The organism is Capnocytophaga endodontalis, assembly GCF_002209445.1.
Lineage (GTDB): Bacteria > Bacteroidota > Bacteroidia > Flavobacteriales > Flavobacteriaceae > Capnocytophaga > Capnocytophaga periodontitidis.
In genome coordinates this window covers 2,802,458-2,827,988 of the sequence record NZ_CP022022.1, presented here as the reverse complement: position 1 = coordinate 2,827,988, position 25,531 = coordinate 2,802,458, and the positions used below count along the sequence as shown (strand labels likewise).

At 37.6% G+C, this 25,531-nt stretch carries 26 protein-coding genes and 1 tRNA gene; 7 read left to right on the top strand and 20 right to left on the bottom strand.

What is annotated here, in order from left to right:
• Positions 1–10 precede the first annotated feature (10 nt).
• Positions 11–883 (top strand): DUF4249 family protein, encoded by an 873-nt coding sequence (locus CBG49_RS12780; RefSeq protein WP_088594770.1) that lies wholly within the window; start codon positions 11–13, stop codon positions 881–883.
• 18 nt (positions 884–901) lie between these two features.
• Here CBG49_RS12780 and CBG49_RS12775 read toward each other — a convergent pair whose 3' ends face one another.
• The 8 genes from CBG49_RS12775 to CBG49_RS12740 form a co-directional block, all read right to left on the bottom strand.
• A complete protein-coding gene (locus CBG49_RS12775) occupies positions 902–1,834 on the bottom strand; it encodes a PorP/SprF family type IX secretion system membrane protein (protein ID WP_088594769.1) in 933 nt (310 codons plus the stop codon).
• Between the two features lie 13 nt (positions 1,835–1,847).
• Positions 1,848–4,439, bottom strand: a complete 2,592-nt coding sequence (locus CBG49_RS12770) for a thrombospondin type 3 repeat-containing protein (protein ID WP_088594768.1) — start codon at positions 4,437–4,439, stop codon at positions 1,848–1,850.
• 7 nt (positions 4,440–4,446) lie between these two features.
• The gene (gene aroB, locus CBG49_RS12765) at positions 4,447–5,526 is read right to left on the bottom strand and encodes a 3-dehydroquinate synthase (protein WP_088594767.1); all 1,080 of its coding nucleotides are present in this window, start codon (positions 5,524–5,526) and stop codon (positions 4,447–4,449) included.
• A 79-nt stretch (positions 5,527–5,605) separates the two neighbouring features.
• Entirely contained in the window at positions 5,606–6,505 is a 900-nt protein-coding gene (locus CBG49_RS12760; protein WP_088594766.1) for a helix-turn-helix transcriptional regulator, read from the bottom strand.
• 23 nt (positions 6,506–6,528) lie between these two features.
• Positions 6,529–6,834 (bottom strand): cyclic-phosphate processing receiver domain-containing protein, encoded by a 306-nt coding sequence (locus CBG49_RS12755; protein ID WP_088594765.1) that lies wholly within the window; start codon positions 6,832–6,834, stop codon positions 6,529–6,531.
• Between the two features lie 247 nt (positions 6,835–7,081).
• Positions 7,082–9,238 (bottom strand): DUF262 domain-containing protein, encoded by a 2,157-nt coding sequence (locus CBG49_RS12750; protein WP_088594764.1) that lies wholly within the window; start codon positions 9,236–9,238, stop codon positions 7,082–7,084.
• Positions 9,228–10,901, bottom strand: a complete 1,674-nt coding sequence (locus CBG49_RS12745; RefSeq protein ID WP_088594763.1) for a DUF262 domain-containing protein — start codon at positions 10,899–10,901, stop codon at positions 9,228–9,230. Before CBG49_RS12745 ends, CBG49_RS12750 begins: the two co-directional genes overlap by 11 nt.
• Positions 10,902–11,072: 171 nt before the next feature.
• On the bottom strand, positions 11,073–11,423 hold the full coding sequence (locus tag CBG49_RS12740; protein ID WP_167372074.1) for a WD40/YVTN/BNR-like repeat-containing protein: 351 nt from the start codon (positions 11,421–11,423) through the stop codon (positions 11,073–11,075).
• Between the two features lie 440 nt (positions 11,424–11,863).
• On the opposite strand from CBG49_RS12740, the gene tsaE reads away from it, so the two are divergent.
• Together tsaE and CBG49_RS12725 are read left to right on the top strand one after the other, a co-directional pair.
• The gene (gene tsaE / locus CBG49_RS12730; protein ID WP_088594760.1) at positions 11,864–12,280 is read left to right on the top strand and encodes a tRNA (adenosine(37)-N6)-threonylcarbamoyltransferase complex ATPase subunit type 1 TsaE; all 417 of its coding nucleotides are present in this window, start codon (positions 11,864–11,866) and stop codon (positions 12,278–12,280) included.
• Positions 12,281–12,284: 4 nt separating this feature from the next.
• Positions 12,285–13,310, top strand: coding sequence for an o-succinylbenzoate synthase (locus CBG49_RS12725; RefSeq protein WP_088594759.1), 1,026 nt, complete (start codon positions 12,285–12,287; stop codon positions 13,308–13,310).
• Here CBG49_RS12725 and mnmC2 read toward each other — a convergent pair.
• On the bottom strand, positions 13,273–13,932 hold the full coding sequence (gene mnmC2, locus CBG49_RS12720; RefSeq protein WP_088594758.1) for a tRNA (5-methylaminomethyl-2-thiouridine)(34)-methyltransferase MnmC2: 660 nt from the start codon (positions 13,930–13,932) through the stop codon (positions 13,273–13,275). The two genes, CBG49_RS12725 and mnmC2, sit on opposite strands and share 38 nt — an antisense overlap.
• A gap of 157 nt (positions 13,933–14,089) precedes the next feature.
• Here mnmC2 and CBG49_RS12715 point away from each other — a divergent pair, with 157 nt between their 5' ends.
• Together CBG49_RS12715 and CBG49_RS12710 are read left to right on the top strand one after the other, a co-directional pair.
• The gene (locus tag CBG49_RS12715) at positions 14,090–15,142 is read left to right on the top strand and encodes a branched-chain amino acid aminotransferase (RefSeq protein ID WP_088594757.1); all 1,053 of its coding nucleotides are present in this window, start codon (positions 14,090–14,092) and stop codon (positions 15,140–15,142) included.
• An 88-nt stretch (positions 15,143–15,230) separates the two neighbouring features.
• Positions 15,231–15,304, top strand: a tRNA-Arg gene (locus CBG49_RS12710).
• 47 nt (positions 15,305–15,351) lie between these two features.
• Here CBG49_RS12710 and CBG49_RS12705 read toward each other — a convergent pair.
• Positions 15,352–15,771, bottom strand: a complete 420-nt coding sequence (locus tag CBG49_RS12705) for a phosphohydrolase (RefSeq protein ID WP_088594756.1) — start codon at positions 15,769–15,771, stop codon at positions 15,352–15,354.
• Positions 15,772–15,902: 131 nt separating this feature from the next.
• Here CBG49_RS12705 and dnaB point away from each other — a divergent pair, with 131 nt between their 5' ends.
• The gene (gene dnaB / locus CBG49_RS12700) at positions 15,903–17,477 is read left to right on the top strand and encodes a replicative DNA helicase (RefSeq protein WP_088594755.1); all 1,575 of its coding nucleotides are present in this window, start codon (positions 15,903–15,905) and stop codon (positions 17,475–17,477) included.
• Here dnaB and CBG49_RS12695 read toward each other — a convergent pair.
• Entirely contained in the window at positions 17,474–19,162 is a 1,689-nt protein-coding gene (locus tag CBG49_RS12695; protein ID WP_088594754.1) for a hypothetical protein, read from the bottom strand. The genes dnaB and CBG49_RS12695 overlap by 4 nt on opposite strands.
• A gap of 49 nt (positions 19,163–19,211) precedes the next feature.
• Between CBG49_RS12695 and CBG49_RS12690 the strand changes: the two genes are divergently transcribed.
• Entirely contained in the window at positions 19,212–20,714 is a 1,503-nt protein-coding gene (locus CBG49_RS12690) for a GH3 auxin-responsive promoter family protein (protein WP_088594753.1), read from the top strand.
• A gap of 64 nt (positions 20,715–20,778) precedes the next feature.
• On the opposite strand, the gene CBG49_RS12685 is transcribed toward CBG49_RS12690, so the two are convergent.
• From CBG49_RS12685 to CBG49_RS12645, 9 genes are all read right to left on the bottom strand, one after another.
• Positions 20,779–21,246, bottom strand: coding sequence for an energy transducer TonB (locus CBG49_RS12685; protein ID WP_088594752.1), 468 nt, complete (start codon positions 21,244–21,246; stop codon positions 20,779–20,781).
• A 105-nt stretch (positions 21,247–21,351) separates the two neighbouring features.
• Positions 21,352–21,894, bottom strand: a complete 543-nt coding sequence (locus tag CBG49_RS12680) for an energy transducer TonB (RefSeq protein WP_088594751.1) — start codon at positions 21,892–21,894, stop codon at positions 21,352–21,354.
• Positions 21,895–21,908: 14 nt separating this feature from the next.
• Positions 21,909–22,364, bottom strand: a complete 456-nt coding sequence (locus CBG49_RS12675) for an energy transducer TonB (protein ID WP_088594750.1) — start codon at positions 22,362–22,364, stop codon at positions 21,909–21,911.
• Positions 22,365–22,378: 14 nt separating this feature from the next.
• A complete protein-coding gene (locus tag CBG49_RS12670; protein ID WP_009413545.1) occupies positions 22,379–22,798 on the bottom strand; it encodes an energy transducer TonB in 420 nt (139 codons plus the stop codon).
• Between the two features lies 1 nt (position 22,799).
• Positions 22,800–23,222, bottom strand: coding sequence for an energy transducer TonB (locus tag CBG49_RS12665; RefSeq protein WP_009413544.1), 423 nt, complete (start codon positions 23,220–23,222; stop codon positions 22,800–22,802).
• A gap of 8 nt (positions 23,223–23,230) precedes the next feature.
• The gene (locus CBG49_RS12660) at positions 23,231–23,701 is read right to left on the bottom strand and encodes a TonB family protein (RefSeq protein ID WP_088594749.1); all 471 of its coding nucleotides are present in this window, start codon (positions 23,699–23,701) and stop codon (positions 23,231–23,233) included.
• A gap of 80 nt (positions 23,702–23,781) precedes the next feature.
• On the bottom strand, positions 23,782–24,507 hold the full coding sequence (locus CBG49_RS12655) for an energy transducer TonB (protein WP_088594748.1): 726 nt from the start codon (positions 24,505–24,507) through the stop codon (positions 23,782–23,784).
• A 124-nt stretch (positions 24,508–24,631) separates the two neighbouring features.
• Positions 24,632–25,063: an energy transducer TonB gene (locus tag CBG49_RS12650; protein WP_088594747.1), complete on the bottom strand. Its 432-nt coding sequence runs from the start codon at positions 25,061–25,063 to the stop codon at positions 24,632–24,634.
• 40 nt (positions 25,064–25,103) lie between these two features.
• On the bottom strand, positions 25,104–25,529 hold the full coding sequence (locus CBG49_RS12645) for an energy transducer TonB (RefSeq protein ID WP_009413540.1): 426 nt from the start codon (positions 25,527–25,529) through the stop codon (positions 25,104–25,106).
• Between the last annotated feature and the right edge of the window lie 2 nt (positions 25,530–25,531).

Sequence of the window (25,531 nt, the reverse complement as noted above, 5' to 3'; positions counted from 1 at the left end):
GTTGAATAAAATGAAAAGCCTTTATATCATACTCCTCAGTGCCTTTGCTTTGACTTCTTGCGAAGAGGTTATCGATTTGAATTTGGATACTGCTCCTAAAAAATTAGTGATTGATGCAGCGCTCGACTGGAAAAAAGGAGAAGCCAAAGCCTACCCAATAGTCGATATCAGCTATACTGAAGCCTATTTTGGCGAAACACATTCACCTGCGGTAAATAATGCAGTGGTGAAGATAGTTTCAGGTACCCAAACTTATAGTCTTACCCTTTGGGATGGTACCACTACTATCACATCTGATAATCTAAATGAATTAAAAGGTGGCAGCCGTTATGTGTTCCCTGCGGGTATTACCCCTGAGTTAGGAAAAGATTATAAATTGATTGTAGAGCTCAACGGGCAAACTTATACCGCCAAAGATAAAATGCTTGAAGCCCCCATAATACCTTCTAACAGAATTGTACAGAAAGAAAACGGAGGCTTTTTAAAAGACCGCAAAGAGGTGCGTTTCTATTTTGATGGTATCAATGATGGGGTTGCAAATGCCTATTTAATTAAGATTGCACAGAATAATATTTCCAAAACAGTTTATGGCACCTTAGACGATAATTACATAGCTAATAATAAATTCTTCTTTGTATTAACAGGAGTAGATAACAAAGAAAAACTCAAAAAAGATGATGTAGTACATATTATTCTCTACCGCATTCATCCTCAATATAAGGAGTTTGTGCAAATGCTCGTTCGATTATCAGAAGGACAAAGCCCATTTACTATCCCTACCCGCCCTATAGGTAACATTGTGAACACTACTAACAAACGCGAAAATCCTCTCGGAGCTTTCCGTGTAGCCCAATACACTACACTTCAATATACAGTAAAATAATCGCCCGTGTGGCTCACACTACCATTTGAATTGTACTAAGAACTCGTGAGAGTTACGCGATTGCAAGTTAAGATGGGTTTGGAAGTAACTTTCAAACCCATAACCTATTGCTACATAGTAATCAGGAATTTCAAAGAATACATAAGCATTTACTGCCTTATCAGTGCGATAAGTGACACCTAATTCGGCGCGATTAGCAAAATTGCCTGCTACAGTAAGGTCGATAGAAGGTTTTTCACCTTTGCCAAATCGCGTTTGGAAACGCGGTTTTACAGTGAAATCGGTAGCTACACGCCAATAGTAGCCCACCATAGAATAGAAGAACATATTATCGGCAATAGAAGTCATTACTTCGTTATCCATACGCACTTTATCAGAAGCTAACATATTAGGAATCGCCATACCTATATAGAAATCAGGATGGTCGTAGTAGAGTCCTGCACCAAAGTTGGTTTGAAACTTCCCTGAAATACTTTGCAAATAAGGGTCGTTGTAGTAAGTGGGGTGCATACGATTCCCGTTAGGGTAATACATATTATACATATTGTTGTAGGTGCGCAAATCACTGCCATCTACATTGAAAAAATCTCCCCCAAATTTTATACCTCCTATTAAATTAGAGTTGTAAGTAATAGGAATTGAGTAGGAAAAATCGGCGTAGATACCGGCTTGCTTCTGTATAAAAACTTTGTTATTAGCAAGCGAAAGTCCTACCCCTACGCGATCGGAAAGGCGGTGAGTGGTGAAGAAAGTTTGCGTTTGAGGAGCTTCAGTCATTCCGCGCCATTGGTTGCGTATATCCACCGAAATGGTATGCCCTCTCTCTAACCCTACAGCTGCTGGGTTTACCAAGTTTTGGTGCTGATAATAGAATATATAAGAGGGGTCTATAGTTTGTGCTTGAGCCACACCAGCGAGCAATAAAGCAGCACTTAAAAATATCTTTTTCATAGTTTATCTTTTGCTAATAATTGATGTAAATCCAGTATTTAGTTTGTTTTTCGTCAGAGCCATCGATGCTAAATATCGCTATATACGAGCCTCGCGCTACCAATGTTCCGTTAGACATTTTGCCGTCCCATTGGTTTTTATAGCCTCTCGCTTCATATACTAACTGACCTAAATTATTATACACATAAAGAGTGTTGTTAGGATATTTTTCGGCGTGAGCAATTGTATAAGTATCGTTGATGCCATCACCGTTAGGAGTAAAGGCGTTGGAAATGAGAACATAATCCATCTGAGGATCTTCTTTATTGGGGATACCATCCCCATCAATATCGTCATCACAAGCATCGCCTATACCATCACTGTCGAGGTCGGCTTGATCGGGGTTGTAAATCAGCGGACAGTTGTCTTGAGCGTTAGGAATGCCATCACCGTCGATATCGTTGTCACAAGCATCACCTATACCATCGTTGTCGAGGTCTTGTTGGGTAGTGTTAGACACGGTAGGGCAATTGTCGAATGCGTTGAGAATACCATCGCCATCTATATCATCGTCACAAGCATCACCTATACCGTCACCATCGCTATCTTTTTGGTCGGGATTCGCTACAAACGGACAGTTATCGACGCTGGACATTATACCATCACCATCGGTATCTTCATCTTCTTTTATAGTGATAGTTCCCGCATTTACGGCTAAAAAGATATTCTCTTCAGCTTTGATCATAAAACGCCCCTGAGTAGTTTTTAGACTTGCAGGTATAGTTACTTCAGCTTTGCCATTATTGGGTAAACCTGTAGCTAAAGTATGTGAGAAAGTAGCTCCGTTATCAGTAGAAAAAAGTATTTTCACTTTGTTTACCGATACGGGAGCTTTATTAGTATTGGCAACATCCCATTCGATTTTCACCTTCTGTCCTACAATCCAAGTGCTATTTTGGTTGTGAGAAGTTACTTTAAAAGGACCTGCATCGGCACTTACTACAACCTCAATGGTTTTATAAACAGTATTTCCCGTTTGATTACTTGCCAAAGGACGGTCGATTACTACAAAAGACCAATGAAGGGTGCGCCCTATGTTGAGTACCGTTTCCCAAGCATCTCCTTTTCTGGGGTTCTGCTGGGTGAGTGTACCTGCTACAATGCGCTCTAAGCGAGGTATATAACGATACGATTGAGCAGAGGGTTTCATAGAGCGGGCTGTAGCTCCCGAACGCATCGTAGGTGAAAAATTGTAGTTGCCAGATTCAGTATAATTGTCGTCCTCTTCCCAAGTGTATAACAAGGTGTCATCATCGGCATCGGAGGCAGTGCCTTCTAATAAATAGGCAGTGCTATACGGAATGGTATAACTTTTTAGATTAGGGATTTCAGGAGGCGTGTTACCTGTAGAATTTTCAGTAGCACAAGATTTCCTTTGCAGGTTATTTGTAATATCGTACACAGTGCGGTGGTGTAAATAAGGGTCGGCGTGTTGTTGCACGTCGTAATCGCGGCTAACACCTGCATAACTCATTATGGTAGTGCCGCTTCCTGGTTCCATTTGTGAGCCAGAGCCTAACTCTCTGCGGTATGAAAAAGTATGTCGTGCTCCCATTTGATGTCCTATTTCGTGAGCGACTACATCTATGGCAAAAGCACTGTTAAGGATTCCTCTTCTTCCAAATGGATAAGAGGAAAAAGCTTGTCCTTTTTCACCACTTTCACACACACAACCTATGCAACCTGCATTGCCACCATCATTACCATTGTGGAATAAGTGCCCTATATCATAGCTAGCACTACCTATTTTATCATCAAGTACTTGTTGTAATACATCAGATCTATATTCCCAATATTTGTATTCAATATCCTTAAAAGGGTCTGTATTTTTATTATCAAAAACGATGCTATCGTCTGAGACCAACTGAAAGGCTATGGAAAGCTGTTGCCCATATACTTCATTCACTTTGTTTAAGATATTGACAATCTGTGTAAAAGCAGGTGTTTTTCCTCCAAAATACGTAGTAAATGAATAGGTACAAGCAATGGCAATTCTAAAAGTGCGATGCACATTAGCACTTGAAAAAGTAGCGCGTTGTAGTGCTTGACTTTCTGCTACAAGTGCTGGTACATCCAAAGTTTTGCAGTCTACCAAAGGTCTTTCGGTATCTTCGTGTTTATAAACTCTGTAATGAACTCCTTCTTGATCTTCAGCTTCTACAAAACTATAATGCAGATTCTTTTGCATAATAGCATCCAAGCCGTAATCACTCCACGTAAAGCGGATGTGCTCAGTAGCATCGTCTACCCCCTTGCCCACAAAGGTTTTAATAGAAGGAAATTTGCGAGCTACCGCTTCCGAGAGTACTTGTGTGGGAGTAATGTAATAGTTGATAAGATTCCCCTCGGCATCAGGAATAGCAACGATAGCAACACCTCGGCTTGTTTCGCTCGTTTGCAACGCACGCGCAAAGGCAGCTTTATCCAAAGTGAAATACTGAAAAGAAGGGTCGGTGGAATGAGTGTCGCGCTGGGTAGTGAAATTGGTTTTGCGCCAATAACTCTGCGCTTTAGCTTGCCCTACCCATAGGAAGCAAAATAAAAAAAGGATTAAAAATTTTCTCATCTTGTTATTAGTTATTAGTTAAATAATATTCAAAGGCTTTGTAAATTTCTTCAAAAGGAACAATACAGTCGATTTTTGGTTTGCCAATGGCTTCTAAAAGCACAAAATAAACATTGCCGCCCACGTTTTTCTTATCAAAACGCATCAGCTGACAAATATCGGTAATTTCTTCGTTAGAAAAAGATTGTTTGGGAAAATATTCAGCTAAAACAGCTTTGATATGGTCGCATTCAGCTTGTGGGAAGCCCAATTCTTTTACTGAAAGATAAGTAGCAAGCACCATCCCAATAGCAACAGCTTCTCCGTGTAACAAGCGTTCTCTTTCGGGGTTTTGCAGGCAATACGATTCTATAGCGTGCCCCAAGGTATGACCATAATTCAGCGTTTTTCGCAAACTTTTTTCGGTAGGGTCTTGGCGTACAACCTCATTTTTTATCACTACCGATTCGCGAATGAGCACTCCCAAATACTCTGCAGGAAGTTCATTTAGCTGACACATTTGTCGCCAATATTCAGGCGAACTGATGAGACCGTGTTTAAACATTTCGGCCATTCCGCTGCGGAGTTCTTCGGCAGGGAGTGTTGCCAAAAAGCGAGTATCGACCACCACCCCTAACGGATTGTTGATCACTCCTATAAGGTTTTTTAAAGCACCTAAATCTACCCCAGTTTTACCACCTACCGAGGCATCGACCATTGCCAGCAAGCTCGTAGGTACATTGATAAAATCGATACCGCGCATAAAAGTAGAGGCGACAAAGCCCCCCAAATCGGTAACAACGCCCCCACCTATATTGATGAGCAATGATTTGCGGTCAGCCCCCAATTCAGAAAGGGCATACCACACTTGGGTACAAGTATCGATGTTTTTATTGGGTTCACCCGCTTCTATTTCTATAATTTCTAAGGGAATATCGGTAGCCAAATCGGGGAGGAATACCGGCAAACAGTGTTCGTTAGTATGGCTATCTACTAAAAGGAAGAGCTTAGAAGGACGGCGTTCAGCTATCAAATCATTGATAAAACGCGTTCCTTCTTCGTTGAAGTATATGCAGTAGTTCTGTGCTTCAATTGTAGTGTTTCCCATAAGTTTTTTATTTCTAATGGGCAAAGGTAAAAAATAATTACGAATAACGAGTTATGAACGACGAATTTTTTTCTGATGACTAATACTGTTCATAGGCAGCTTTATGGTAGTTAGCAACCTCATCAGCTAAAGATTGAGGTGCGATAACCTTTACCGAACAGCTAAACGAACAGAGTTTCATCACCAAATCGTAGGGAGCTTTACCATTAGGAAAAGCAAGAGTGAGTTGCACACGTAGTTCGTCCTCATTATCTATTAGAGTTACTTGAGAAGGATGTAGTTTTAGCGATTTGATATACTTACCTTGTTCATAATCAAAGGAAAGTACTACCTTTTGCAAGGGCTCGCCTTCACCAATGGCAACCCCATAGAAATGATCAAAAAACGACTCCATATCTATTTTTTTGCGTTTCACTTGGATGTCGGTTAGCTCTAAATTGCTGATACGGTCGAGAGCAAAAGCTTTGAGTTTGATAGGCTGTTTGTTATCAGTCGCAATGAGATACCAACGACCTTGATATTCTTTTACAGCATAAGGCAGTACCTGATATGGTTTCGTAGTTTCCCAACCAAAGGAAGTATGAGTAAAGGTAATCAATACATTTTGAGGAATAGCTGTAAGGATAGGGTCGAGCATTTCCAAGCCTTTTTCAGGTTGTGCTTCTAAGAGGAGAGTACCTGTATTTTTTGCCTTGCGGTGGGCATCTACTAACAACAGATGGTCTAATATGCTTTGTTTATTAGCAATGCTATCGGGGTTGATAGCCCATACTTTTTCCTTTGCATTAAGGGTGATGTCAATACCAAAAGCGATGTATATATCGTCGAAATCCCTGCGAATAGTGCGGTTACTGAAAGCATATTCATCGCCTTCATCAGCCAAATAATCGGCAATACTCTGAGCTGATAGTCCATTTTTATGAGTAGTAAGCAATCTAATGATATGCACCAAACGTGCTATTTGAATAGGTTTTGCCATAATAAGTAAAAAGTGTTAAGTAATTAAATTGCTTTTAAAATTGCTTTTTGTTGTTCTTTGAAATTATTTAGCAACCGCTCAATATTTTCTTTGCCCACAGGGTTTTGGCTATGCACTGCAAAATCAGGCAAAGGCAACTGACGGTCTAAACAATAATCCACCAAATATTTAGCACAGTCATAACCTGAAAACTCTTCGCCCAAATCGTGGTCAAACGAGATAAAATCAGGCAATCCTTTGCACTTGAGGTAAGCTACAAATTCCTCGTAGCTATACACACGCTCAAAGCCTTCAGGAGTAGGGCGGAGGTCGTCTAAGTAAAGATTCATTGTATTGCTTTAAATAATTACACTGCAAAGATACGATATTAAATGGACAAACTATGACCGATGATAAAAAAGACTGTCTGAAAAGTTTTTAGAAGCACGATTGCGCCACACACTTTTGCAAACTCTTAAAGTTTGCAAAAGTTAATTATAGTAATAATCAAATACTTTCATTTAAATTGTAAGAAAGATTTGCAAAACGCCCTCACAAAACAAAACTTTTCGGACAGCCTCCTTTTCTTATCTTTACTTACTCAAAGATTTTAAGTAACTCGTCTTTACAATCTTGTCCATTTTGGGTGATTTGACCATCGTACCACCATACATATTCTTTATCATCGTAAGTAAAATGTACATTCCAGCCCCAGAAGAAAGGAATTTTCTTACCATTCAGTTCTAATTGTTGTTCAGTTTTGACAATACCTTTAGCAACGGCTTGAGCTAATTTTTTATTTCGCTCATTGGTAACAATGTATTTAAACCTTTCGTTACGACAATTATAAGGGTACAGAATATAATTATTAGATTCCCAACGTAAGTAACATTCTTCACAAATAGCTACCAATAGCTCTGTTTGATACAAATTTGTATGAGTTTTTTTACGTAGCTTAAAATCATTATCATCTTCATCTCCTTTTTGTAAAGAAGAATCTTCTGTGATAAATTGCTCTAACTTACTTTCATTGTCTAACAAAAGTAAGAAATATTTAACCCAACGATTATCAGTTCTTAAAATTCTTTTCCAAGTTTCTGTGGATGAATCAAAAACAAGTCTACTCCAGAACAAATACCAATTGTCAAACCTACTTACTAAAGCACGAATGAGTAGTGCATTTTCACGATATTTACCCTTAACTCCCTCCACGTCAAACATTTCTTTGGCTACTTCATAACGTTTTTTGAAGAGGGGTAAGTCGTTTTCTGTTTCGAGGAGTAAGAAACCTATATCTCCTTTAAACATAGGGTGGTCTTCAGCTTCCCAAATAACATCCTTCCATTCAGGATTAGCTACAATACGTTCTGCTTTCTGCTTTTCTTGTGTTACTTGATAGGAAGCAAAATTTGATTGGATAGCAGTTTTGCAGAGATACCAATAAATATCTTGTACTCCTTCCAAAAGTTCACTCATTAGTTTGATAGCATAAACAAAAGTTTGAGCACTATCAATAGTAGCATTCTCCACAATATTGCGTACTACTCTTATGAAATCTTCACTAATATTATTTTTGTCTTTCGCCTCCATAAAAAGTTCACTGAGAGCGTAAAACAGAACACGTTGTGAGTAAGTAGCTCCATCATATTTCTTTTCAGTTCCTTTATTTTCATCTTTGATAAATTCTTCAAAAAGACCTCTTTTGTTATCAGCATTGTAGTATTTCCATAGTTCTGTTTCTATTGAAATCTTTTCTACTGGGCTATAGAAGTCCAAATAAGACGTGAAACGCTCGAAATCGCTTTTTTCAAAGTCTTCAACTCTTACACTGAGGGGATTGTTGAATAGTTCTTGGATTCTTTTTTGCTGTGCCTCACTATTTTCTTTGAGCGCATAACCTATCATAGCCATACCTGCAAAAAAGTTGGTTATCTCATAGTCAATAACATTCACTTCTCCTCTATATTCCCAAAAGAGGTCGGTGTAAATGGTATCCATTTTGAAAGAAAAAGAGTCTTTTTCATCAATGTTTTCTTCCCAGCCATTATCAGCAACACGCTTTACCAAACTTGCTTTGAAATTTTCAAAATTTGAAAGTTGTTTTCCTCGTGCATTCATTTTGAGGTAAAGTTCATCAGTAAGCTGATGCTCTTCCAAGTCGAGCCAGTAAAAAGTAACAGCTCCTTCCTCAAGTGGTAGCCAATAACGTTCTTCGTTTATTTCTTTGTCTTTTAATAGTTCGTGGATGGTGTCAAGGGTATTAAGCATACCTTTTACAGTGGGGTCGTGTTTCCACGCATCAAAGAACCAAGTACAATTGCATATTGCCTGTGACGGAATGATTGAACTGAAGTCTATCTGGGTGCTTTCATCGCTTAGTTTTTGAGTAAACTCATCAGCATATTGGCGCACGCGATAGCTAAGTGCAACATCTTTTAGCAATGAAGGTTTCTGTAAACGTTGCGCAAGGTACCAATGTAATAAATACAAAGTAGTGATACGTTGTTGTCCATCTAATAGATACACTTTGTTTTTGTTTCTTTTGCCATATACAAAGTCTAACTCAATATTCTTTTGAGGATAATTCTCAACAGCAGCAATGAGAGATCCTAAAAAAGTCTTGCGTATTTCTTTTGAACGTTCATCAGAACGTCCTTGTGCATAATCGCGTTGTATAATAGGAATTTCAAAAGAAATAGCATCGCTATACTCACTTTTTAAAAAGTTTAGTATGGTGTATTTTTTATTTTCCATTATTTACAAAGGTGTTAAAGGTTGTTATAATACTTTGGCGGTAATTCTCTTTGTCTTCTTTTGACCAAATAGAAAGGTCGCTGGCATTAGGGGTGTAATATTTTTGGAAGACGTTTTTAGTACAAAGAGGAATAAAAGTTCCTTTTTTGTCTTCTTCAATAATCCTCATACGTTTAAGGGGAAATATGATATTTTTGTATGATCTATTAGTCCCCGAATCCAATAAAGTGAGATTAGAAATGTCATTAATATTGTCATTGTCAAAACCTTTCTCTGAAAGTTCGTTTGTCACCTTTTCTACCAAAGAAGATAATTTTTCCTCTTCAATCTCTTTTTGAGATAGCATATCTTCAATCTCTTTTCTAAGGGTTCCGCTGATGTATTCCTTATTCTCTCTCAGCCAAGCCTTTTGAACATCTTTATTGTTGGTGTCAGTAGCGATAGCGTGAATATGCTCTATGTCCCAGTTCATTGTTTTAAACTTATTGAAAGGAAAACGATAAGCATTTTCTTCTGATTGCAATATTGAAATGATATTGAAAAGCAACAAAGCTTTCCTTTCCTTGCCACTGTTGTAATACACATTCTCTAAATTGTTTCCAAAACTACCAATTATTTTAGTAAATTCAGCTTTTAAAGCCTCTTTAAAAGCAATTTTTGAATTACTTTGTAGCTTTAAATCAAAAATAGTATTAATATTATACCCCAAATGAATAAGAGCTCCAACAAGATGGTAATACTCAAAGTCTTTAAACCATTCTTTAAGCGTCAAGAAGTTATTTCTCACCTCATTCCACTGTGTCTCTACCCATTGCTTTTTATTTTTAGCATTTTTATAGGCATTGTAATAAGCATTGAAAATAGGGTATTCACCTTGATAATTTTCTTGCTTTTTTACTACCTTTGATAAGCTAAAGATATAATCAATAGGCGTAGCAGGAGGGATATTAGCGGTTATAAAATACCAAAATTCATCTTCTTCTAATTCATTTTCTATTTTATCCCATTGTTGTGCTACTACCCATTCTCTTTGAGTAGAAGTGTCTGTTAAGGCAATCAAGAAAAGTGCCTTGATAAGCTCCGCTTCTGTAAGGGGTATTTTGTTGCTGTTGATACGAGTAAATAGCTCAATACTATCTATTTCACCCGTTACTTCATACCAAATTACTTTCGTTTTACTTAATAGCTTCTCTAAAAAATGACTTTTTTCGTCCTCACTCTTTTCAGCAAACCAATTTTGAATAGCTCTATAAGCCTGAAAAAAGTGATAATTGTCTACATTATCTTTTTTAGAGTGTGAAGCGACCCAATCATTCCATTCTCCAGAAAGGTTTAAAGTTGCTATCTCATTGAGAAACTCAGCACTTTGCTCACGTGTTTGGTAGGTAATATCGAACAAATGTTGCCCTAAGTATTGCAAAATAAGGTAAATAGTGGTACAACGTTGTTGCCCATCAATAAGTTCTTTTTTATCATTATCCGCTTTTATAACAATAGGTTGCAGACAGTAAAACTCATTTTCTTTAGGTTCAAACTCATTGAGGTCGTCTAATAGTTGTCTTACCTCGGTAGCTGTCCATTTATAACCACGTTGGTAATCTTTCACTAAAAAGTGAAAACCTAGAAAGTTTTCAATGGATTTTAATTCTAATATTTTTGACATAAATTTAAATTTTTCTAATTCTCTAATAGCATTGCTAATGGTTTAGGTTTCTTAAGTTTTATAGCTAACTGATTTTTCAAAATCTCCCCCTCTTTAATCCTCTGTTCCAAGTATGCGAGGAGGAGATTATTTTAGCTATAATTAGCTTGTGAAACTTAAGTTGAAAATTCTTTAGTTGCGTTTGCTCCAACTTCTACCTCCATTTTTAGAGACATAGAGTCCTTTCGAGGTAGTAGCTAAGAGCTCTGAACCATTAGCTGAAATAGACTGAAAGTCTCCATAAGAAGAGCCTGTATAACGGCTACTCCAACTTCTACCTCCATTAGTAGATACATATACTCCCTTAGAAGTGATAGCAATAATCTCACTACCATAAGAGGTAAGATCATAAAACGCTCCATAAGAAGAGCCTGAATAACGAGTGCTCCAGCTTCTGCCATCATTGGTAGAAACTTCAATTTTGTTACTGTTGGTGGGGCAAATTCTCAATAATTCGCTCCCTAAGTTAATTAAATTTGCCATATTGTTGAATTTTAATTGATTATTCTCTTCTTTAAAATTACCAAGCGCAGGCTTCCTATTACTTCGTCTGGAGCCCGACCAAAGGCTAACACAAAAGCAAAAAGGAATACCTGCGCTTATATGGCAGGCATCTCGGCATTTGCTTTCCTTGTGTTATTGAAATGTTTGGTCGTATTCCAGAACAGGAAAATCAAAGCGAAACGCTATATCGTTATGTTTTTATACTTTTATCGTATATCTATTTATCTTTTAAATTGCGACAAATGTACAAACTTTTTTGGATATGTATTCCTTTTTGTGTGAAAAAGTTTTACTTTTCTTTTTCTGCTGGCAAAAATACACCCCTAACCGGTCAAACTACGACCAGTTAATTAGAAAAATTGCTAATTTGCTAATTTCTCAATTATTAGTACCTTTGCCCAATAAAAGGAACAAACTTTATGGAATTTACTTATACTTTATCCGAAATAGACGCTATTGCCGAAAAAATTCTTCCTCATTTGCAATCCAAAGTAGTGATTTTCAAAGGAGGAATGGGCTTTGGTAAAACCACCCTTATCAAGGCTTTGGTACGAGCTTTAGGCAGTACCGATAATGTGAGTAGCCCTACTTTTAGTTTGGTGAACCCTTATGAAGGCACTAATGATAAGATTTACCACTTCGATTTCTACCGTATCAAAAATGAGGAAGAAGCCTTTGATATAGGCTTTGAAGAATATCTCTACTCTGGCGATTGGTGTTTTATTGAATGGGCAGAAAGAGTTGAAAAATACTTGCCAGATACTTATACTATAATCGAATTGATACAGATAGATAAAAATCATAGAAAATTAAAAATTAGTGAATTAGCAAATTGATATTATGATTAAACATATTCTCAATTTTAAACGTCCTTCGGGGACATCAAGAGGAGTGCTTACCTCCAAAGAAACCTTTTTTTTGGTAATAGAACAAGAGGACAAAAAAGGCATAGGAGAATGCAACCTCTTTCGTGGATTGAGTGCCGATGATGTACCTGATTATGAAGCTAAATTGCAATGGGTAGAACAACATCTGTATTTGGGTGAGGAGGCATTGCTCAAAGAACTCGTTGCCTTTCCTTCTATACAATTTGGTGTGGAACAGGCTTTTAGATCGGTAGCGGCATCGCAGTGGTACGAACTTTTTCCTTCCGATTTTACAACGGGTAAAGACGCAATTCCTATCAACGGACTTATTTGGATGGGCTCTCCCGATTTTATGAAAGCACAGATAAAAGAAAAACTCGCTCACGGATTTCGTTGCATCAAAATGAAGATAGGCGCCATCGATTTTGAAGAGGAATATCGTATTTTAAAAGCCTTGCGCAATGAGTTTTCAGCGAGTGATATAGAGATAAGGGTGGATGCTAATGGTGCGTTTCAAGCAACTGAAGCACTGGTGTATTTAGAGCGATTAGCTGCCCTGCAATTGCACTCTATTGAGCAGCCTATACGCGCAGGACAGTGGGAAGCTATGGCTGAACTATGTGAACAAACACCCCTGCCTATCGCCCTCGATGAGGAATTGATAGGGGTATTTACTTCTGAAGAAAAACAACGACTTCTAAGAGAGATACAACCGCAGTATATCATTTTAAAACCTTCGCTCATAGGAGGTTATCGAGGTTCTGAAGAATGGATAACTCTCGCCGAAACATTGGGTATAGGTTGGTGGGTAACCTCAGCTTTGGAGAGCAATATAGGGCTCAATGCCATCGCACAGTGGACGTACACACTTCACAGTCCAATGCCTCAAGGTTTAGGTACAGGAGCATTGTATACTAACAATTTACCTTTTCCGCTTTATGTAGAAAACGGACATTTGGGCTTTAATCCTTGTGAGCGCGTAACATTTCCCTTTTCATAGGCGGTCCTGGTAATCGTTCCACCGTAAAACCACAAGTCTGCATCGCACGGCGCACACTACCTTTAGCAGCGTAGGTTACCAAATAGCCTCCTTGTTTGAGGGAAGTGTACATTTGTTGGAAAATAGCTTCTTGCCACAATTCAGGTTGTACTTGCGCCCCAAAAGCATCGAAATAAATAAGGTCAAAACTATCGACATCGTTAATAGTTTCAAAACGTTGTAGTCGTTTTTTGAAGCTGAAAGTAGGAGATAGAGCAACAGTTTCATCCCACGGGCAGCAGTGCATCTGTTTAAAAATAGGGGATAGGGTAGGGGAGAGCACTTCCGAAAAATTCATTTGTGAGGCTTCTTCCCACGAAATAGGATAGGCTTCTGCCGTTTCGTAACGAATGTTCAGTTCTAAGGCTTTGTGTTCCTTGTAAGTAACCAAAGCATTGAGCCCTGTGCCAAAGCCAATTTCTAAGATAGAGATGCTCTGGTGGTCAAATAGTTGCAGTCCGTTTTTGATAAACACGTGCTGAGTTTCTTGAAGTGCACCGTGTACCGAGTGATAGGTCTCATCTAACTGCGGAATATAGAGGCTGGTAGAGCCGTCGGAGGTTTTTATAAGTTCGTGAATCATAATTCAAATAAAAAGTAACAGGTAGTAAATAACAAGTAATTATTTCATAATTAGTATATTGGTGGATACACAATAAAGATTTTTGTCTTTTAAGCGACAAAGTTAAAAAATATTTCGTACCTTTGACAAAAATTTAAGAATTAAAAACTAAAACAATATGAATTTAAAGATTGAAAAAGTAAAAGAAAGTCGTATCAATCAAATAGACTTTTCAAAACTGAGTTTTGGTAAAACTTTTGCTGACCATATGTTTATCTGTGAATACAAAGATGAACAGTGGCAAAATCCAACCATCAAACCTTATGCTCCTATTACCCTTGAGCCTTCAGCAAGCGTATTCCACTACGGGCAAGCTGTTTTCGAGGGAATGAAAGCTTATAAAGACGACAACGGACACGTTTTTCTCTTCCGTCCGCAAGAAAATTACAAACGTATCAATAAATCCTGCTCACGATTAGCAATGCCTGAGTTCCCTGAAGAATGGTTTGATAAGGCTCTTCGCACTCTTGTAGATATTGATAGTGAGTGGATAAAACCAGGATTTGGCAATGCTCTCTATTTGCGCCCATTTATGATTGCTACTACTGCTGGCGTACAAGCTGCCCCAGCTAAAAACTACCTCTTTATGATTATTACCGCCCCTGTACAGGCTTATTACAAAGGCGATGTGAAAGTAAAAATAGCCGACTATTACAGCCGTGCTGCTAATGGTGGTTTTGGTTTTGCTAAAGCTGCAGGTAACTACGCAGGTCAGTTTTTCCCTACCCAAGAAGCTGCCAATGAAGGTTACCAACAAGTGATGTGGACAGACGATGCTACGCACCAATTCTTAGAAGAAGCAGGTACAATGAACCTATGGTTCCGTTTTGGTGATACCCTTGTTACTTGCCCTACCAGTGAGCGTATTCTCGATGGGGTAACTCGTAAAAGTATCATTGCAGTAGCCGAAAAATTAGGTATCAAAACCGAAGTTCGCCCAGTGAAAGTAACCGAACTTATCGAAGCGGCTGAAAAAGGTGAATTGAAAGAAGCATTTGGTTGTGGAACGGCAGCAGTGATTAGCCCTATATCTGGATTTGGCTATAAAGGCAAGGATTACAGTGTAAATCGTCCTGCTGAATTATATACCGATAAAATCAAACAAGCTATACTTAACATTCAGTATAACAAGGCTGAAGACCCATTTGGATGGAGAGTACAAGTGAAGTAAGAAAAAAATAATTGAAAAAAAGTTGTTTAAAAATTTGCAGGTTTCAAAAAAGGTTGTACCTTTGCACCCGTAAAACAAAAACAACAATGGCCTCGTGGCGCAACTGAATAGCGCATCTGATTACGGCTCAGAAGGTTACAGGTTTGAATCCTGTCGAGGTCACAAAGAGCTCTAACAAAAGTTAGAGCTTTTTTTATTATTATTAGTTATTATTCTTCATCTAAAAGAGAATGATATGATTTTAAATATTTATTCAAACGCTTCATATCTTCTTCTGTAATAGAAGATAATCGTGTGATATCCATATTGTCTTTTAAATCGTTGAGTTTTACTCTTACAGCTAATAGGTTACCTTTAATGCGCGCTATAAAATGTTCATAATCTTCTCCAATTTCTTTTGTTACACACTGTAAAGCATTGAGTATTTCTTCTGAAAAACCTTCTTTTTTAAGGTCGGCAAACGTCCAATGTGTATCTTCAACTAAATCGTGTAATACACCGCATATCTTTTCACTTTCAGTTTGTCCTGCATTCATCACCCTAATAAGATGTAAAATATAAGGTTGCCCAGCTTTGTCTACTTGACCTATGTGAGCTTCTGAGGCTATTTGTATGGCTTTTTCTAACATAATTCTTGTTTTTTATAACAACAAAGGTACAAAAAAATTAGCAAATCGGCAAATTGTTATCAACACCTTATTAACAATGGCTGTGAGTAAATAATTACGGCAAGTATCATTCTTTTTTGTACTTTTGCGCTATGAATGAATCTGAAAATATAATAACTCCTGAAATTACACCTCAATATCAGCGTTTTACTCAGCAACAAACGAGTATTGAACGCGGTAAACTCCCCCCGCAAAACCTCAATGCCGAAGAAGTAGTGCTCGGCGCTATGCTCATTGATAAACGCGGTGTTGATAACGCTATCGATATGCTTAGCCCCGATGTGTTCTACAAAAAACAACATCAATTAATTTACCAAGCTATCTTTGAACTTTTCAACCAATCGTTACCTATCGACCTTATCACAGTTTCTGAACAATTGCGCAAAGATGGCAACTTAGAAGCTGCAGGAGGAGAATTCTATCTTATCAACCTCACTCAGCGCGTATCGTCGTCTGCCAATGTGGAGTTCCACGCTCAATTGATTTTGCAGACGTTTATCAAACGCCGCTTGATAGAACTTTCGTCTGAAATTATAGAAGATGCTTACGACGAAACTACCGATACTTTTGAGTTGCTTGACCAAGCGGAACAAAAACTCTATGAGGTTACCCAAAACAACCTAAAACGCTCTACTGAAACAGCAGGTGATTTGGTGTATAAAGCGGTAAAGAAAATCGAAGAATTGTCTAATAAAACCGATGGATTTAGTGGAGTGCCATCAGGGTTTACAAAATTAGATGAACTCACTTCGGGGTGGCAAGCGAGTGACCTTATTATTGTGGCAGCGCGCCCTGGTATGGGGAAAACAGCACTCACGCTCTCTATGGCACGCAATATCGCTGTAGGGCAAAAAATACCGGTGGCTTTCTTCTCTTTGGAAATGTCGTCAGTACAGCTTATTACCCGTTTAATCTCTTCAGAAACAGGACTTTCCTCCGAAAAACTTCGTACCGGTAAATTGGAAGCCTACGAATGGGATGTGCTCAACAACCGCGTGAAAGACCTCGAAAAAGCCCCTTTATATATAGATGATACTCCTTCTATTTCTATTTTTGACCTTCGAGCTAAAGCACGCCGACTTTCCTCACAGTATGGCATTCAGCTAATTGTAATTGATTATTTACAGCTGATGACTGCCGGAGGTAGCAAAGGAGCTGGTAACCGCGAGCAGGAAATTTCTACCATTTCGCGTAACCTCAAGGCGCTTGCCAAAGAGCTCAACATACCAGTAATTGCGCTTTCACAATTGTCGCGTAACGTAGAGGCACGCCCTGGTCACAAACGCCCTCAACTATCCGATTTGCGTGAATCAGGGGCGATTGAGCAAGATGCTGATATTGTATCGTTTATCTATCGTCCTGAGTATTACAAAATAATGGAATGGGACGACGAAGCTCAAACTCCTACTGCTGGACAAGCCGAATTTATTGTAGCAAAACATCGTAATGGGGGCTTAGACAATATACGTTTGAAGTTTGAAGGACATTTAGGTAGATTTGCAAATTTAGATGAATATAGCAGTGGAGGTTTCTTATCAACAGTACCTCAAGAGTTTACTTCTAAAATGAACGAAAATGTAGCTTTTGATGCCGTGCCAATGGCGAACCCTGCTCAGGCTTTTGGAGCTCCTTCCACCACCTCAACCGACGACGATATACCTTACTAAAAATACTCTTGGAGTGTGTGAATATCCAAGAACCCTTTTTTGCCATTCTTCTCTATTGCATAAAATGATGTTGAGAGAGGAATGGCTTTGTCGTATTGGGCTGAGGTTTGTGGGTAAAATCCTATCTTGTTATCCTTGTATAAATAGATAACATCGTTTTCTTTCTGCTTAATTTTATCGAATACAAAAGGCAATAACTGTTTGCCTTTCACATATTTTATAACAGTAGGAAACATCCCAAGTATAAAGATGGAAGCTCCATCTTTATCTTTAAAAAAGAAATTGTTGTAGAGATTTTGTATTTCTTCATCTGTATAGTTTGTAGCTTTTGAATAATCGTAGTAAAAAAGTCCTACTTTTCCCTTGTGTTTTACACTGAGTAAGTGCGGGAATAAACGCGTTCTTTGCTCTTCTTTTTTATCCCAACTTAAGTAGCTTCTCTCGTAATAGTCTGTTGCATTTATAAAGGCGACGTCCTCTTCAGCATTGCGGTCTATGAGGCGGTATCTCTCATCAGCTACTTCACTGTCACTCATCAGAGGAGTATCTTTAAAATCTATATAATGAGTAATGTGTTTCTCAATCGTATCTTTATTAAGTCGATACACTTCCTCGCGAAAACTGAGCCCACAATAGCCTCTATAAGCTTTTGGTAATTTTGCAACTTTTTGTCCGTTCATATCGTATAGTTCTACTCCTTTTTCAGTAAGAGCTTCTATACCTATGTTGTACAAATAAGCTACTTTCACCCCTTTGAATTTGATAGGTTGATGCTGGTAATTATAAAACTCTAAATAATTTTTATTCTTGCCAATGACTCCGTATTCATTGTAGTAAATGGTGTCATAGGATTTAGGTAACACTTTGTGGTTAAAGCGATTTACCAACTCATATTGTTTCCCTTGGGGTCGAAGTGTCAAAAACTCATTTACATTCCAATAGTTTACCCATTTGGTATAACGCATCTCTATAAGAGGCAGTTCTTCCATTTTGCTAATGTTTCTTTGCCAACTATAGCGATCTAATGCTGCGATTGTCTTTTTTTCTTTCGGAGGAAAATAAATTTTTGAAATATAAGGGGTGTTATCTCCGCCTTTTAAGTTAGAGAGTAAGAAAAAGTATCTTCCTTTACCTACATCTAAAATGAAATAAGCATAATATTGGAATTCGTAAGATTCCCATCGTGGTAGTGTGTCTTTAACAATATGAGACCACCCTTTCTCGTCTTCAATGATAAGTCTCTTACCCTTATATGCTTTGGTCTCAAATTCTAATTTTCTTTCGCTGGCTACCGAAGTATTGAGCAAACTAAAGCAATGTGTCTTCTGCTTTTTTAGCATCACAGTAAGGTCACCAAAGTTTTTGCCAATCATTTCATCAAGTATAGTAGGGCGCACATCTTTCATTTCAATAAAAGCGTCTTTTCGCAAGTGTAAATCATTGTAGCTAAGTTCTTTGTTATCCATTGTCCAAAAAGGTGTATAGGCGTAGAAAGTACTATCGGGCAAGGGTTCCCTGCGGAAGTTGAGCTGCATCGCTACATAGTTACCGTTCTTCTTTTGGTGATAAAAATGATATTCTTTATTGATAACTGCTATGAGCGAAACATCTTTAGAAGGAAGAATAAATTGCGCTTGTAAGGGCAATATCCCACACAAAACGCATAAAATTAGTGCTTTCATCATATTGAAATTAAAAAAAGTAGTATCTTTGCGGAGTCAAACAGACTTCATTATGATCAAATCATATTTATCCAAAATATTTGCCTCTATCGTTAAAAAAAAGATAGACCGTTGGGCTAAGGCTCCAATAGACACACAACAAAAAGTATTCCAGTCACTTATAGAACAAGCTAAAAATACGGCTTTTGGGTGCGACCACCATTTTGAGGAAATTAAAACCTATCAAGATTTTGTGGCTCGCGTACCTATACGCGATTATGAAGCCTTACGTCCTTATATTGATAGGGTAGTGGAGGGCGAAAAAAATGTACTTTGGAAAGGAAAACCGCTCTATTTTGCCAAGACTTCGGGTACTACCAGCGGGGCGAAGTATATCCCTATTACCAAAGCCTCAATGCCTTTCCATATTCAGGCAGCACGTGATGCCATTCTCTGCTATATACACGAAACTAAAAAAGCTGATTTTGTAGAAGGAAAGATGATTTTCTTGCAAGGAAGTCCTATTTTAGGCGAAAAACACGGCATCAAAACAGGGCGACTTTCGGGGATAGTAGCGCACTATGTGCCTGCTTATTTGCAGCGCAATCGTATGCCGTCATACAAAACTAACTGTATAGAAGATTGGGAAACCAAAGTAGAAGCCATTGTTACCGAAACTTTTTCTAAAAATATGACCCTCATCAGCGGGATACCTTCGTGGGTGCTGATGTACTTCGAGCGATTGTACACGCGCTCTGGCATTAAAGTAGGAAAACTGTTTCCTAATTTCAACTTGTTTATTTATGGGGGGGTGAACTACGAGCCTTATCGCCAACAGTTTGAGCATCTTATTGGTCGTAAAGTGGATAGCATAGAACTCTATCCTGCCAGCGAGGGATTCTTTGCCTATCAAGATAGTCAAACAGAGAAGGGAATGCTCTTATTGCTCAATTCGGGTATTTTCTACGAGTTCGTAGAAGCCGATACTTTCTTCAGCGATGCCCCCAAACGAGTGGCTTTACAGGACGTACAATTGGGAGTAAACTATGCGCTCATTATATCTACCAATGCCGGACTTTGGGGCTATAATATAGGCGACACCGTGCAATTTACCTCGTTGGCGCCTTACCGCATAGTAGTTACGGGGCGCATCAAGCATTTTATTTCGGCTTTTGGCGAACACGTGATTGGCAAAGAAGTGGAAGAGGCAATGCGTGAGGGCTTAGAGGCTACGGGAGCGCGTATCACAGAGTTTACGGTTGCCCCTCAAGTGAATCCGGCAGGAGGTGAATTGCCTTATCACGAATGGTTTGTAGAATTTGAGCAAAAACCTACTGATATGAAACGTTTTGCCCAAGTGATAGACGAGGCATTGCAAAAACAGAATATGTACTACTACGACCTTATACAAGGAAAAGTACTCCAACCGCTTAAAATAACCGAAGTACCTGAAGGCGGTTTTGCCTCTTATATGAAGTCGCAAGGCAAACTCGGCGGACAGAATAAAATACAACGATTAGCAAACGATAGAAGCGTGGTGGAGCGATTAGTTGTTAGTAGTCCGGTTAGGCATTAGAGGCTAATGGCTGTAACGATATGAGCTATGGATGAAAACCACAAGGTTACAAATAGAAGCAAGTTTAATCTTCCAAACTAAATCTGATAGGGCATCGAAAACGCCCCGCTATTGGCTTACCACGTTGGAGAGCGGGAATGAAACAAGGTAAACTTTCAATTAGGAATTTAGCTTCTGCTTTGAGGTCTTTATCAGTGCCAATAACTTCAAGTACTTTTACGGTACCATTTTTCCTGATAGCAAACTCTACTACCACCTTCTCTTGTATTCCTTTCCTTAAAGCTCTTTTAGGATAGCGAAGATGAGTGATAATATGTTCGTTGAGATGTTGCTTGAAACAATGTTCTTGTTCGTTTTTATCTACATCCTTACAAGCTTCAAACATAGGTTTTTGCTCTATAATAGCAAAAGGAATGTCGTATATACCTTCATCTTCATCTTCTTGTGTATAGCTATTGGCTGTGATAGAATTAGAGCTTTTACAAGCTATTATCAATACAGCCATTACAAATAAAAGTGCAATTTTTTTCATAAAGATAAATTTAAAGAAGCAAAAATAAGAATAATTGGCTAATTAGCCAATTATCAAATTAGTTAATTCTATTGCCGATGTGTTTCTTGTAGCTTATGTCTTTTATTATTGAATGACAAAATTAATAGGGTAAGCAAAAGTTGCTGTTATGGGCTTTCCTTTTACTTTTCCTACAGTAAAATGGGGTAATGCTTCAATAATGCGTTTGGCTTCGCGCTTCAAACTTTCATCTTTACCGCGTGTAGCGAGCACTGTTACAGAGCCATTAGTATTGATACAGAATTGTACAATAACCCTTCCTTGTGTCATTTCACAGGCAGTCCCTTGAGGTACAATCTTACGTATATATGTATTTACGTGTTTGTCTAACTGCTTTTTAAAACACTCCAATTGTTGTGCCTCTGGAATATCTTCACACTCCTTAAATCGCGGTTTTTCCTCTACCCAATGATAAGGAATCGTGTCATTTTCTTCTATTTCAGTAGGAGCACTATAATAAGTATTATCATTGTATTTAGGTAAAGTACACGTTTGTATATCTACCTTCAATATTGGTAGTGGAGTAGCCTTGTTCTTTTTCTTTTGTCCATAACTATTACCTATTCCCATCAGTAAAAGTACTAAAAATATAAAGATACTATTTCGCATAATATAAAAAATCGTTAGTGTTGAACTATAAACTTCACAGGGTAACTAAAAATTACCGCTACGGTTTTTCCGTTTTGTTTACCAGCAGTAAGACAAGGTAAACTTTCGATAATGCGTTTGGCTTCATCTTCAAATACTTTAGGTAATCCAAAACTATTTACTCTCAACACTTTTGAAAAACCATCAGTACCTATACAAAAACTTACAAGTACTCTACCTTGCCCACAAAATTCCATAGGGTAGCGCAAGTGTGTTGCGATATGTTTGTCAAGCTGTTGTTTAAAACAAATAGTTTGTTCATTGTTAGTTAAGTTTTCACATTCTTTAAATATTGGCTTTTTTTCTACTATTCCATAAGGAATCGTATCAAGATTTGAAATATCTGAAGCTATTGGTTTTCCACAACGTACTTGTGAGTAACTTGTTAAAGTTACAAAGAAGAATATCATAAAGGTAATAATTACTTTCATTAGTATCTTAACTTTTAAAATAATTCAAATCGTATAGGCCATAACATTTTTACTACTACAGGTTTCCCATTCTGTTTGGCAGGAATAAAAGGCGGAAGACTTTCAATAATAGATTGTGTGACAGCTTCCCAATCTTTATCTGTGCTTTTCATTTGAAGTACTTTGGTAGTACCATCGGGATTGATACAGAAACTCACATTCACTCTTCCCTGAATAAAACCACAAGTGCCTTGAGAAGTAATACTTTTGATATATTCCCTTACAATTTTATCCATCTGTTCTTTGAAACATTGGATTTCTTGAGTTTTAGCTACCTCTTTACATTCTACGAATCTCGGTTTTTCCTCTACATTAGCATAGAAAAGGGTATCAGTTTGCGAATAGGTATTGTAGTAAGTGATTGCAAACAATAGTATTAGTAATAACTTTTTCATTTTATTGTTCAATTTTAAAATTGACAATATGCGAAAAAGTTACAGCAACGGGCTTGCCTAAATGTTTGCCAGGGATAAAAGGCGGTAGAGTTTTGATAACGCGTTCCGTTTCCTTTTCTAATAGTTTATCAATTCCTCGTACTTCTAAAACAGTAACACTGCCATCGGTATTGATACGGAATTTTAATTTCACCTTCCCACTGATACCCATCTCAAGTGCTGCCATAGGATACTTGTAGTATTTGAAAATGTGTTTGTCTAATTGCTCTTTAAAACAACCGAATTGCTTTTCTTTCAAACTATCCTTGCACTGTTCGAACATTGGTTTTTCTTGCACAAATGTATAAGGTAAAGTAAAAGGGTCTTCTTGACTATAAACAGTATAACCTAATAGTAAAAACAATAGTAATAGAAATCTTGTCATAATAATTGTTAATTTTTGTATGTTAGCTTAAAATTGATAGGATAACTAAAGGTTACAGGAACAGGTTTTCCGCCTTGTTTGCCAGGAATGAAAGTAGGTAGTTTTTCAATAATCTCTTTGGCAACAGTTTCTAAAAGTTTATCGGTTCCACGAACGCCAATAACGGTTACAGAACCATTAGTGTTAATTTTAAAGTTTATATTTATTCTGCCTTCGATTCCTTTGTCAATCGCTTCTTTAGGATAATAGAAATACCTAATCACGTGTTTGTTGAGCTGTTCTTTAAAACACTCTGCTTCTTTTTCTTTTGAAACATCTTCACAAGCCATAAATTTAGGTTTTTCTTCTACTACTTGAAAAGGAATGGCATATTCTTCTTTTTCTTGCACTCCTTTAGCATTAAAATCACAACTTACTATTTGTGCATAGCTATAACCTACAAAAAGAAATGTAAATAGTATGAATATCTTTGTTTTCATTGGGTTTAGAATTGTTTATAAAAATAGTCGTTAGTAATTGGGTGTTAAACAACACAATACTAACGACTAAGGTTTAAAAATTAGTGACTTAATTTGAAATTGATAGGGTAAGCAAAGGTTACAGCAGTAGGTTTGTTGCGTTGTTTGCCTGGAATTAGCTTTGGAATTGTACTGATGATGCGTTTTGCTTCGTCCTCTAATATTCTATCGGTGCCACGCACACCCAAAATGCTGATAGTGCCATCGGTATTGATGCGGAAACTTACATTCACACGTCCTTCAATGCCCATATCAAGAGCAGCTTGTGGATATCTGAAGTTGTTTTTCACGTGCTTGTCTAAGTATTCTTTAAAACAACTCATTTGCTCACTTCTAGGCACGTTTTTACATTCTTGGAAAAGAGGTTTGTCTTCAATTACTGCAAAAGGGACTACTATTTCTGGATTTTCATCTTCTACCACTGGGATACTTTCAGGTAGCGCAGGAGGAGTAGGATCACTAGGGTCAGTACTCCCGATAGGCACTTCATCCACAGGATCGGTACCGTGAACTACTTCTATTTCCTGAACAAGCTGTGGTGGAGGGGCTTGTTGAGGCATTTCGGGAGTAGGAAGTTCAATTGCTACGGGGTCTTCCTCTATCACTGCTTTGTCATTTGCAGCGTATTGATAGCTGAGGTTGCCTTTGTCTTGCATTTTTGCCTCAAATCCCCATAAGGTAAACCCAGAGATAGCGGCAAAACCAATTGCAAAGAACAACCCACTTTGTTTAGCCAAATCGGCTTTAGGGTTCTTTTTGAGTTGCATAATGATTTTTCTTTAAAAGGTTATTAAAATACTATCAACAAAGGTTTAAAAAGCTTTCTAACTGTTTGTTATAAGCTATAAATCAACAAGTGTGCCAAAATTTAAAAGGGTGAAAATTTACTCACTACAATAGATAAAAGTTGATAGGATAAGTTATCGCTACTTCTGTTGGTTTCCCATCTTTATCTTTGGCAGGAATAAGTGTAGGAAGGCTCTCGATGATACGTTTAGCTTCGTTTTCTAAGAGTTTATGAGGTGCTTTAACACTTATTGTTGTGATAGTCCCATCGGTATTGATACAAAAGGTAATATCAACTCTACCTACTATCTTTTTCTTTATGGCTTTTTCAGGATATTTAAAAGTATCTCTTACGTGTTTGTCTAAGCGTTCTTTAAAACAAACAAATCTTTTGTTTTCAGGGATATTTATGTTTTCACATTCTTTAAATTGGGGAGGTATTAGTTCTTCTAAAGTTTTTTCTTTTTTATCCTCTGTTTGTGCGTAACTAAAACCTACAAAAAGTAGTGTTAAGAGTATAAGTATATATTTTTTCATTTCAAAAAGATTTAAAAGTTGTTACCTAATGAGTTGATAACTATAATTTAAAAAAAATAGGATAAGCAATAGTTACAGCTATAGGTTTCCCGTTTTGTTTGGCAGGAATAAGTTTAGGCATACTTTCGATAATACGTTTAGCCTCTTGTTCTAAAACTTTATCAACACCTCTTAGTCCTATAACTTCTGTGTTGCCATCTTTTTTGATGCGAAAAGATACATTTACTTTTCCTTCTATCCCAACCTCTTTAGCTTCAGTAGGATATTTTAGCGTGTTTTCTATATGTTTGTTGAGTACTTCTTGAAAACATTTGAAAGTTTCATCTTCAGGAACATCTTTACATTCCTGAAATCTCGGTTTTTGTTCTACTTTAGAGTAGGGTATATCAGTTTCTTCTTCTTTGTTTTGTGCGTAACTAAAACCTACAAAAAGTAGTGTTAAGAGTATAAGTATATATTTTTTCATTT

Excerpts from the sequence above, each read along its gene's own strand:
- CBG49_RS12780 (WP_088594770.1), top strand. The coding sequence starts at position 11 with ATGAAAAGCCTTTATATCATACTCCTCAGTGCCTTTGCTTTGACTTCT.
- CBG49_RS12775 (WP_088594769.1), bottom strand. The coding sequence starts at position 1,834 with ATGAAAAAGATATTTTTAAGTGCTGCTTTATTGCTCGCTGGTGTGGCT.
- CBG49_RS12770 (WP_088594768.1), bottom strand. The coding sequence starts at position 4,439 with ATGAGAAAATTTTTAATCCTTTTTTTATTTTGCTTCCTATGGGTAGGG.
- aroB (WP_088594767.1), bottom strand. The coding sequence starts at position 5,526 with ATGGGAAACACTACAATTGAAGCACAGAACTACTGCATATACTTCAAC.
- CBG49_RS12760 (WP_088594766.1), bottom strand. The coding sequence starts at position 6,505 with ATGGCAAAACCTATTCAAATAGCACGTTTGGTGCATATCATTAGATTG.
- CBG49_RS12755 (WP_088594765.1), bottom strand. The coding sequence starts at position 6,834 with ATGAATCTTTACTTAGACGACCTCCGCCCTACTCCTGAAGGCTTTGAG.
- CBG49_RS12750 (WP_088594764.1), bottom strand. The coding sequence starts at position 9,238 with ATGGAAAATAAAAAATACACCATACTAAACTTTTTAAAAAGTGAGTAT.
- CBG49_RS12745 (WP_088594763.1), bottom strand. The coding sequence starts at position 10,901 with ATGTCAAAAATATTAGAATTAAAATCCATTGAAAACTTTCTAGGTTTT.
- CBG49_RS12740 (WP_167372074.1), bottom strand. The coding sequence starts at position 11,423 with ATGGCAAATTTAATTAACTTAGGGAGCGAATTATTGAGAATTTGCCCC.
- tsaE (WP_088594760.1), top strand. The coding sequence starts at position 11,864 with ATGGAATTTACTTATACTTTATCCGAAATAGACGCTATTGCCGAAAAA.
- CBG49_RS12725 (WP_088594759.1), top strand. The coding sequence starts at position 12,285 with ATGATTAAACATATTCTCAATTTTAAACGTCCTTCGGGGACATCAAGA.
- mnmC2 (WP_088594758.1), bottom strand. The coding sequence starts at position 13,932 with ATGATTCACGAACTTATAAAAACCTCCGACGGCTCTACCAGCCTCTAT.
- CBG49_RS12715 (WP_088594757.1), top strand. The coding sequence starts at position 14,090 with ATGAATTTAAAGATTGAAAAAGTAAAAGAAAGTCGTATCAATCAAATA.
- CBG49_RS12705 (WP_088594756.1), bottom strand. The coding sequence starts at position 15,771 with ATGTTAGAAAAAGCCATACAAATAGCCTCAGAAGCTCACATAGGTCAA.
- dnaB (WP_088594755.1), top strand. The coding sequence starts at position 15,903 with ATGAATGAATCTGAAAATATAATAACTCCTGAAATTACACCTCAATAT.
- CBG49_RS12695 (WP_088594754.1), bottom strand. The coding sequence starts at position 19,162 with ATGATGAAAGCACTAATTTTATGCGTTTTGTGTGGGATATTGCCCTTA.
- CBG49_RS12690 (WP_088594753.1), top strand. The coding sequence starts at position 19,212 with ATGATCAAATCATATTTATCCAAAATATTTGCCTCTATCGTTAAAAAA.
- CBG49_RS12685 (WP_088594752.1), bottom strand. The coding sequence starts at position 21,246 with ATGAAAAAAATTGCACTTTTATTTGTAATGGCTGTATTGATAATAGCT.
- CBG49_RS12680 (WP_088594751.1), bottom strand. The coding sequence starts at position 21,894 with ATGCGAAATAGTATCTTTATATTTTTAGTACTTTTACTGATGGGAATA.
- CBG49_RS12675 (WP_088594750.1), bottom strand. The coding sequence starts at position 22,364 with ATGAAAGTAATTATTACCTTTATGATATTCTTCTTTGTAACTTTAACA.
- CBG49_RS12670 (WP_009413545.1), bottom strand. The coding sequence starts at position 22,798 with ATGAAAAAGTTATTACTAATACTATTGTTTGCAATCACTTACTACAAT.
- CBG49_RS12665 (WP_009413544.1), bottom strand. The coding sequence starts at position 23,222 with ATGACAAGATTTCTATTACTATTGTTTTTACTATTAGGTTATACTGTT.
- CBG49_RS12660 (WP_088594749.1), bottom strand. The coding sequence starts at position 23,701 with ATGAAAACAAAGATATTCATACTATTTACATTTCTTTTTGTAGGTTAT.
- CBG49_RS12655 (WP_088594748.1), bottom strand. The coding sequence starts at position 24,507 with ATGCAACTCAAAAAGAACCCTAAAGCCGATTTGGCTAAACAAAGTGGG.
- CBG49_RS12650 (WP_088594747.1), bottom strand. The coding sequence starts at position 25,063 with ATGAAAAAATATATACTTATACTCTTAACACTACTTTTTGTAGGTTTT.
- CBG49_RS12645 (WP_009413540.1), bottom strand. The coding sequence starts at position 25,529 with ATGAAAAAATATATACTTATACTCTTAACACTACTTTTTGTAGGTTTT.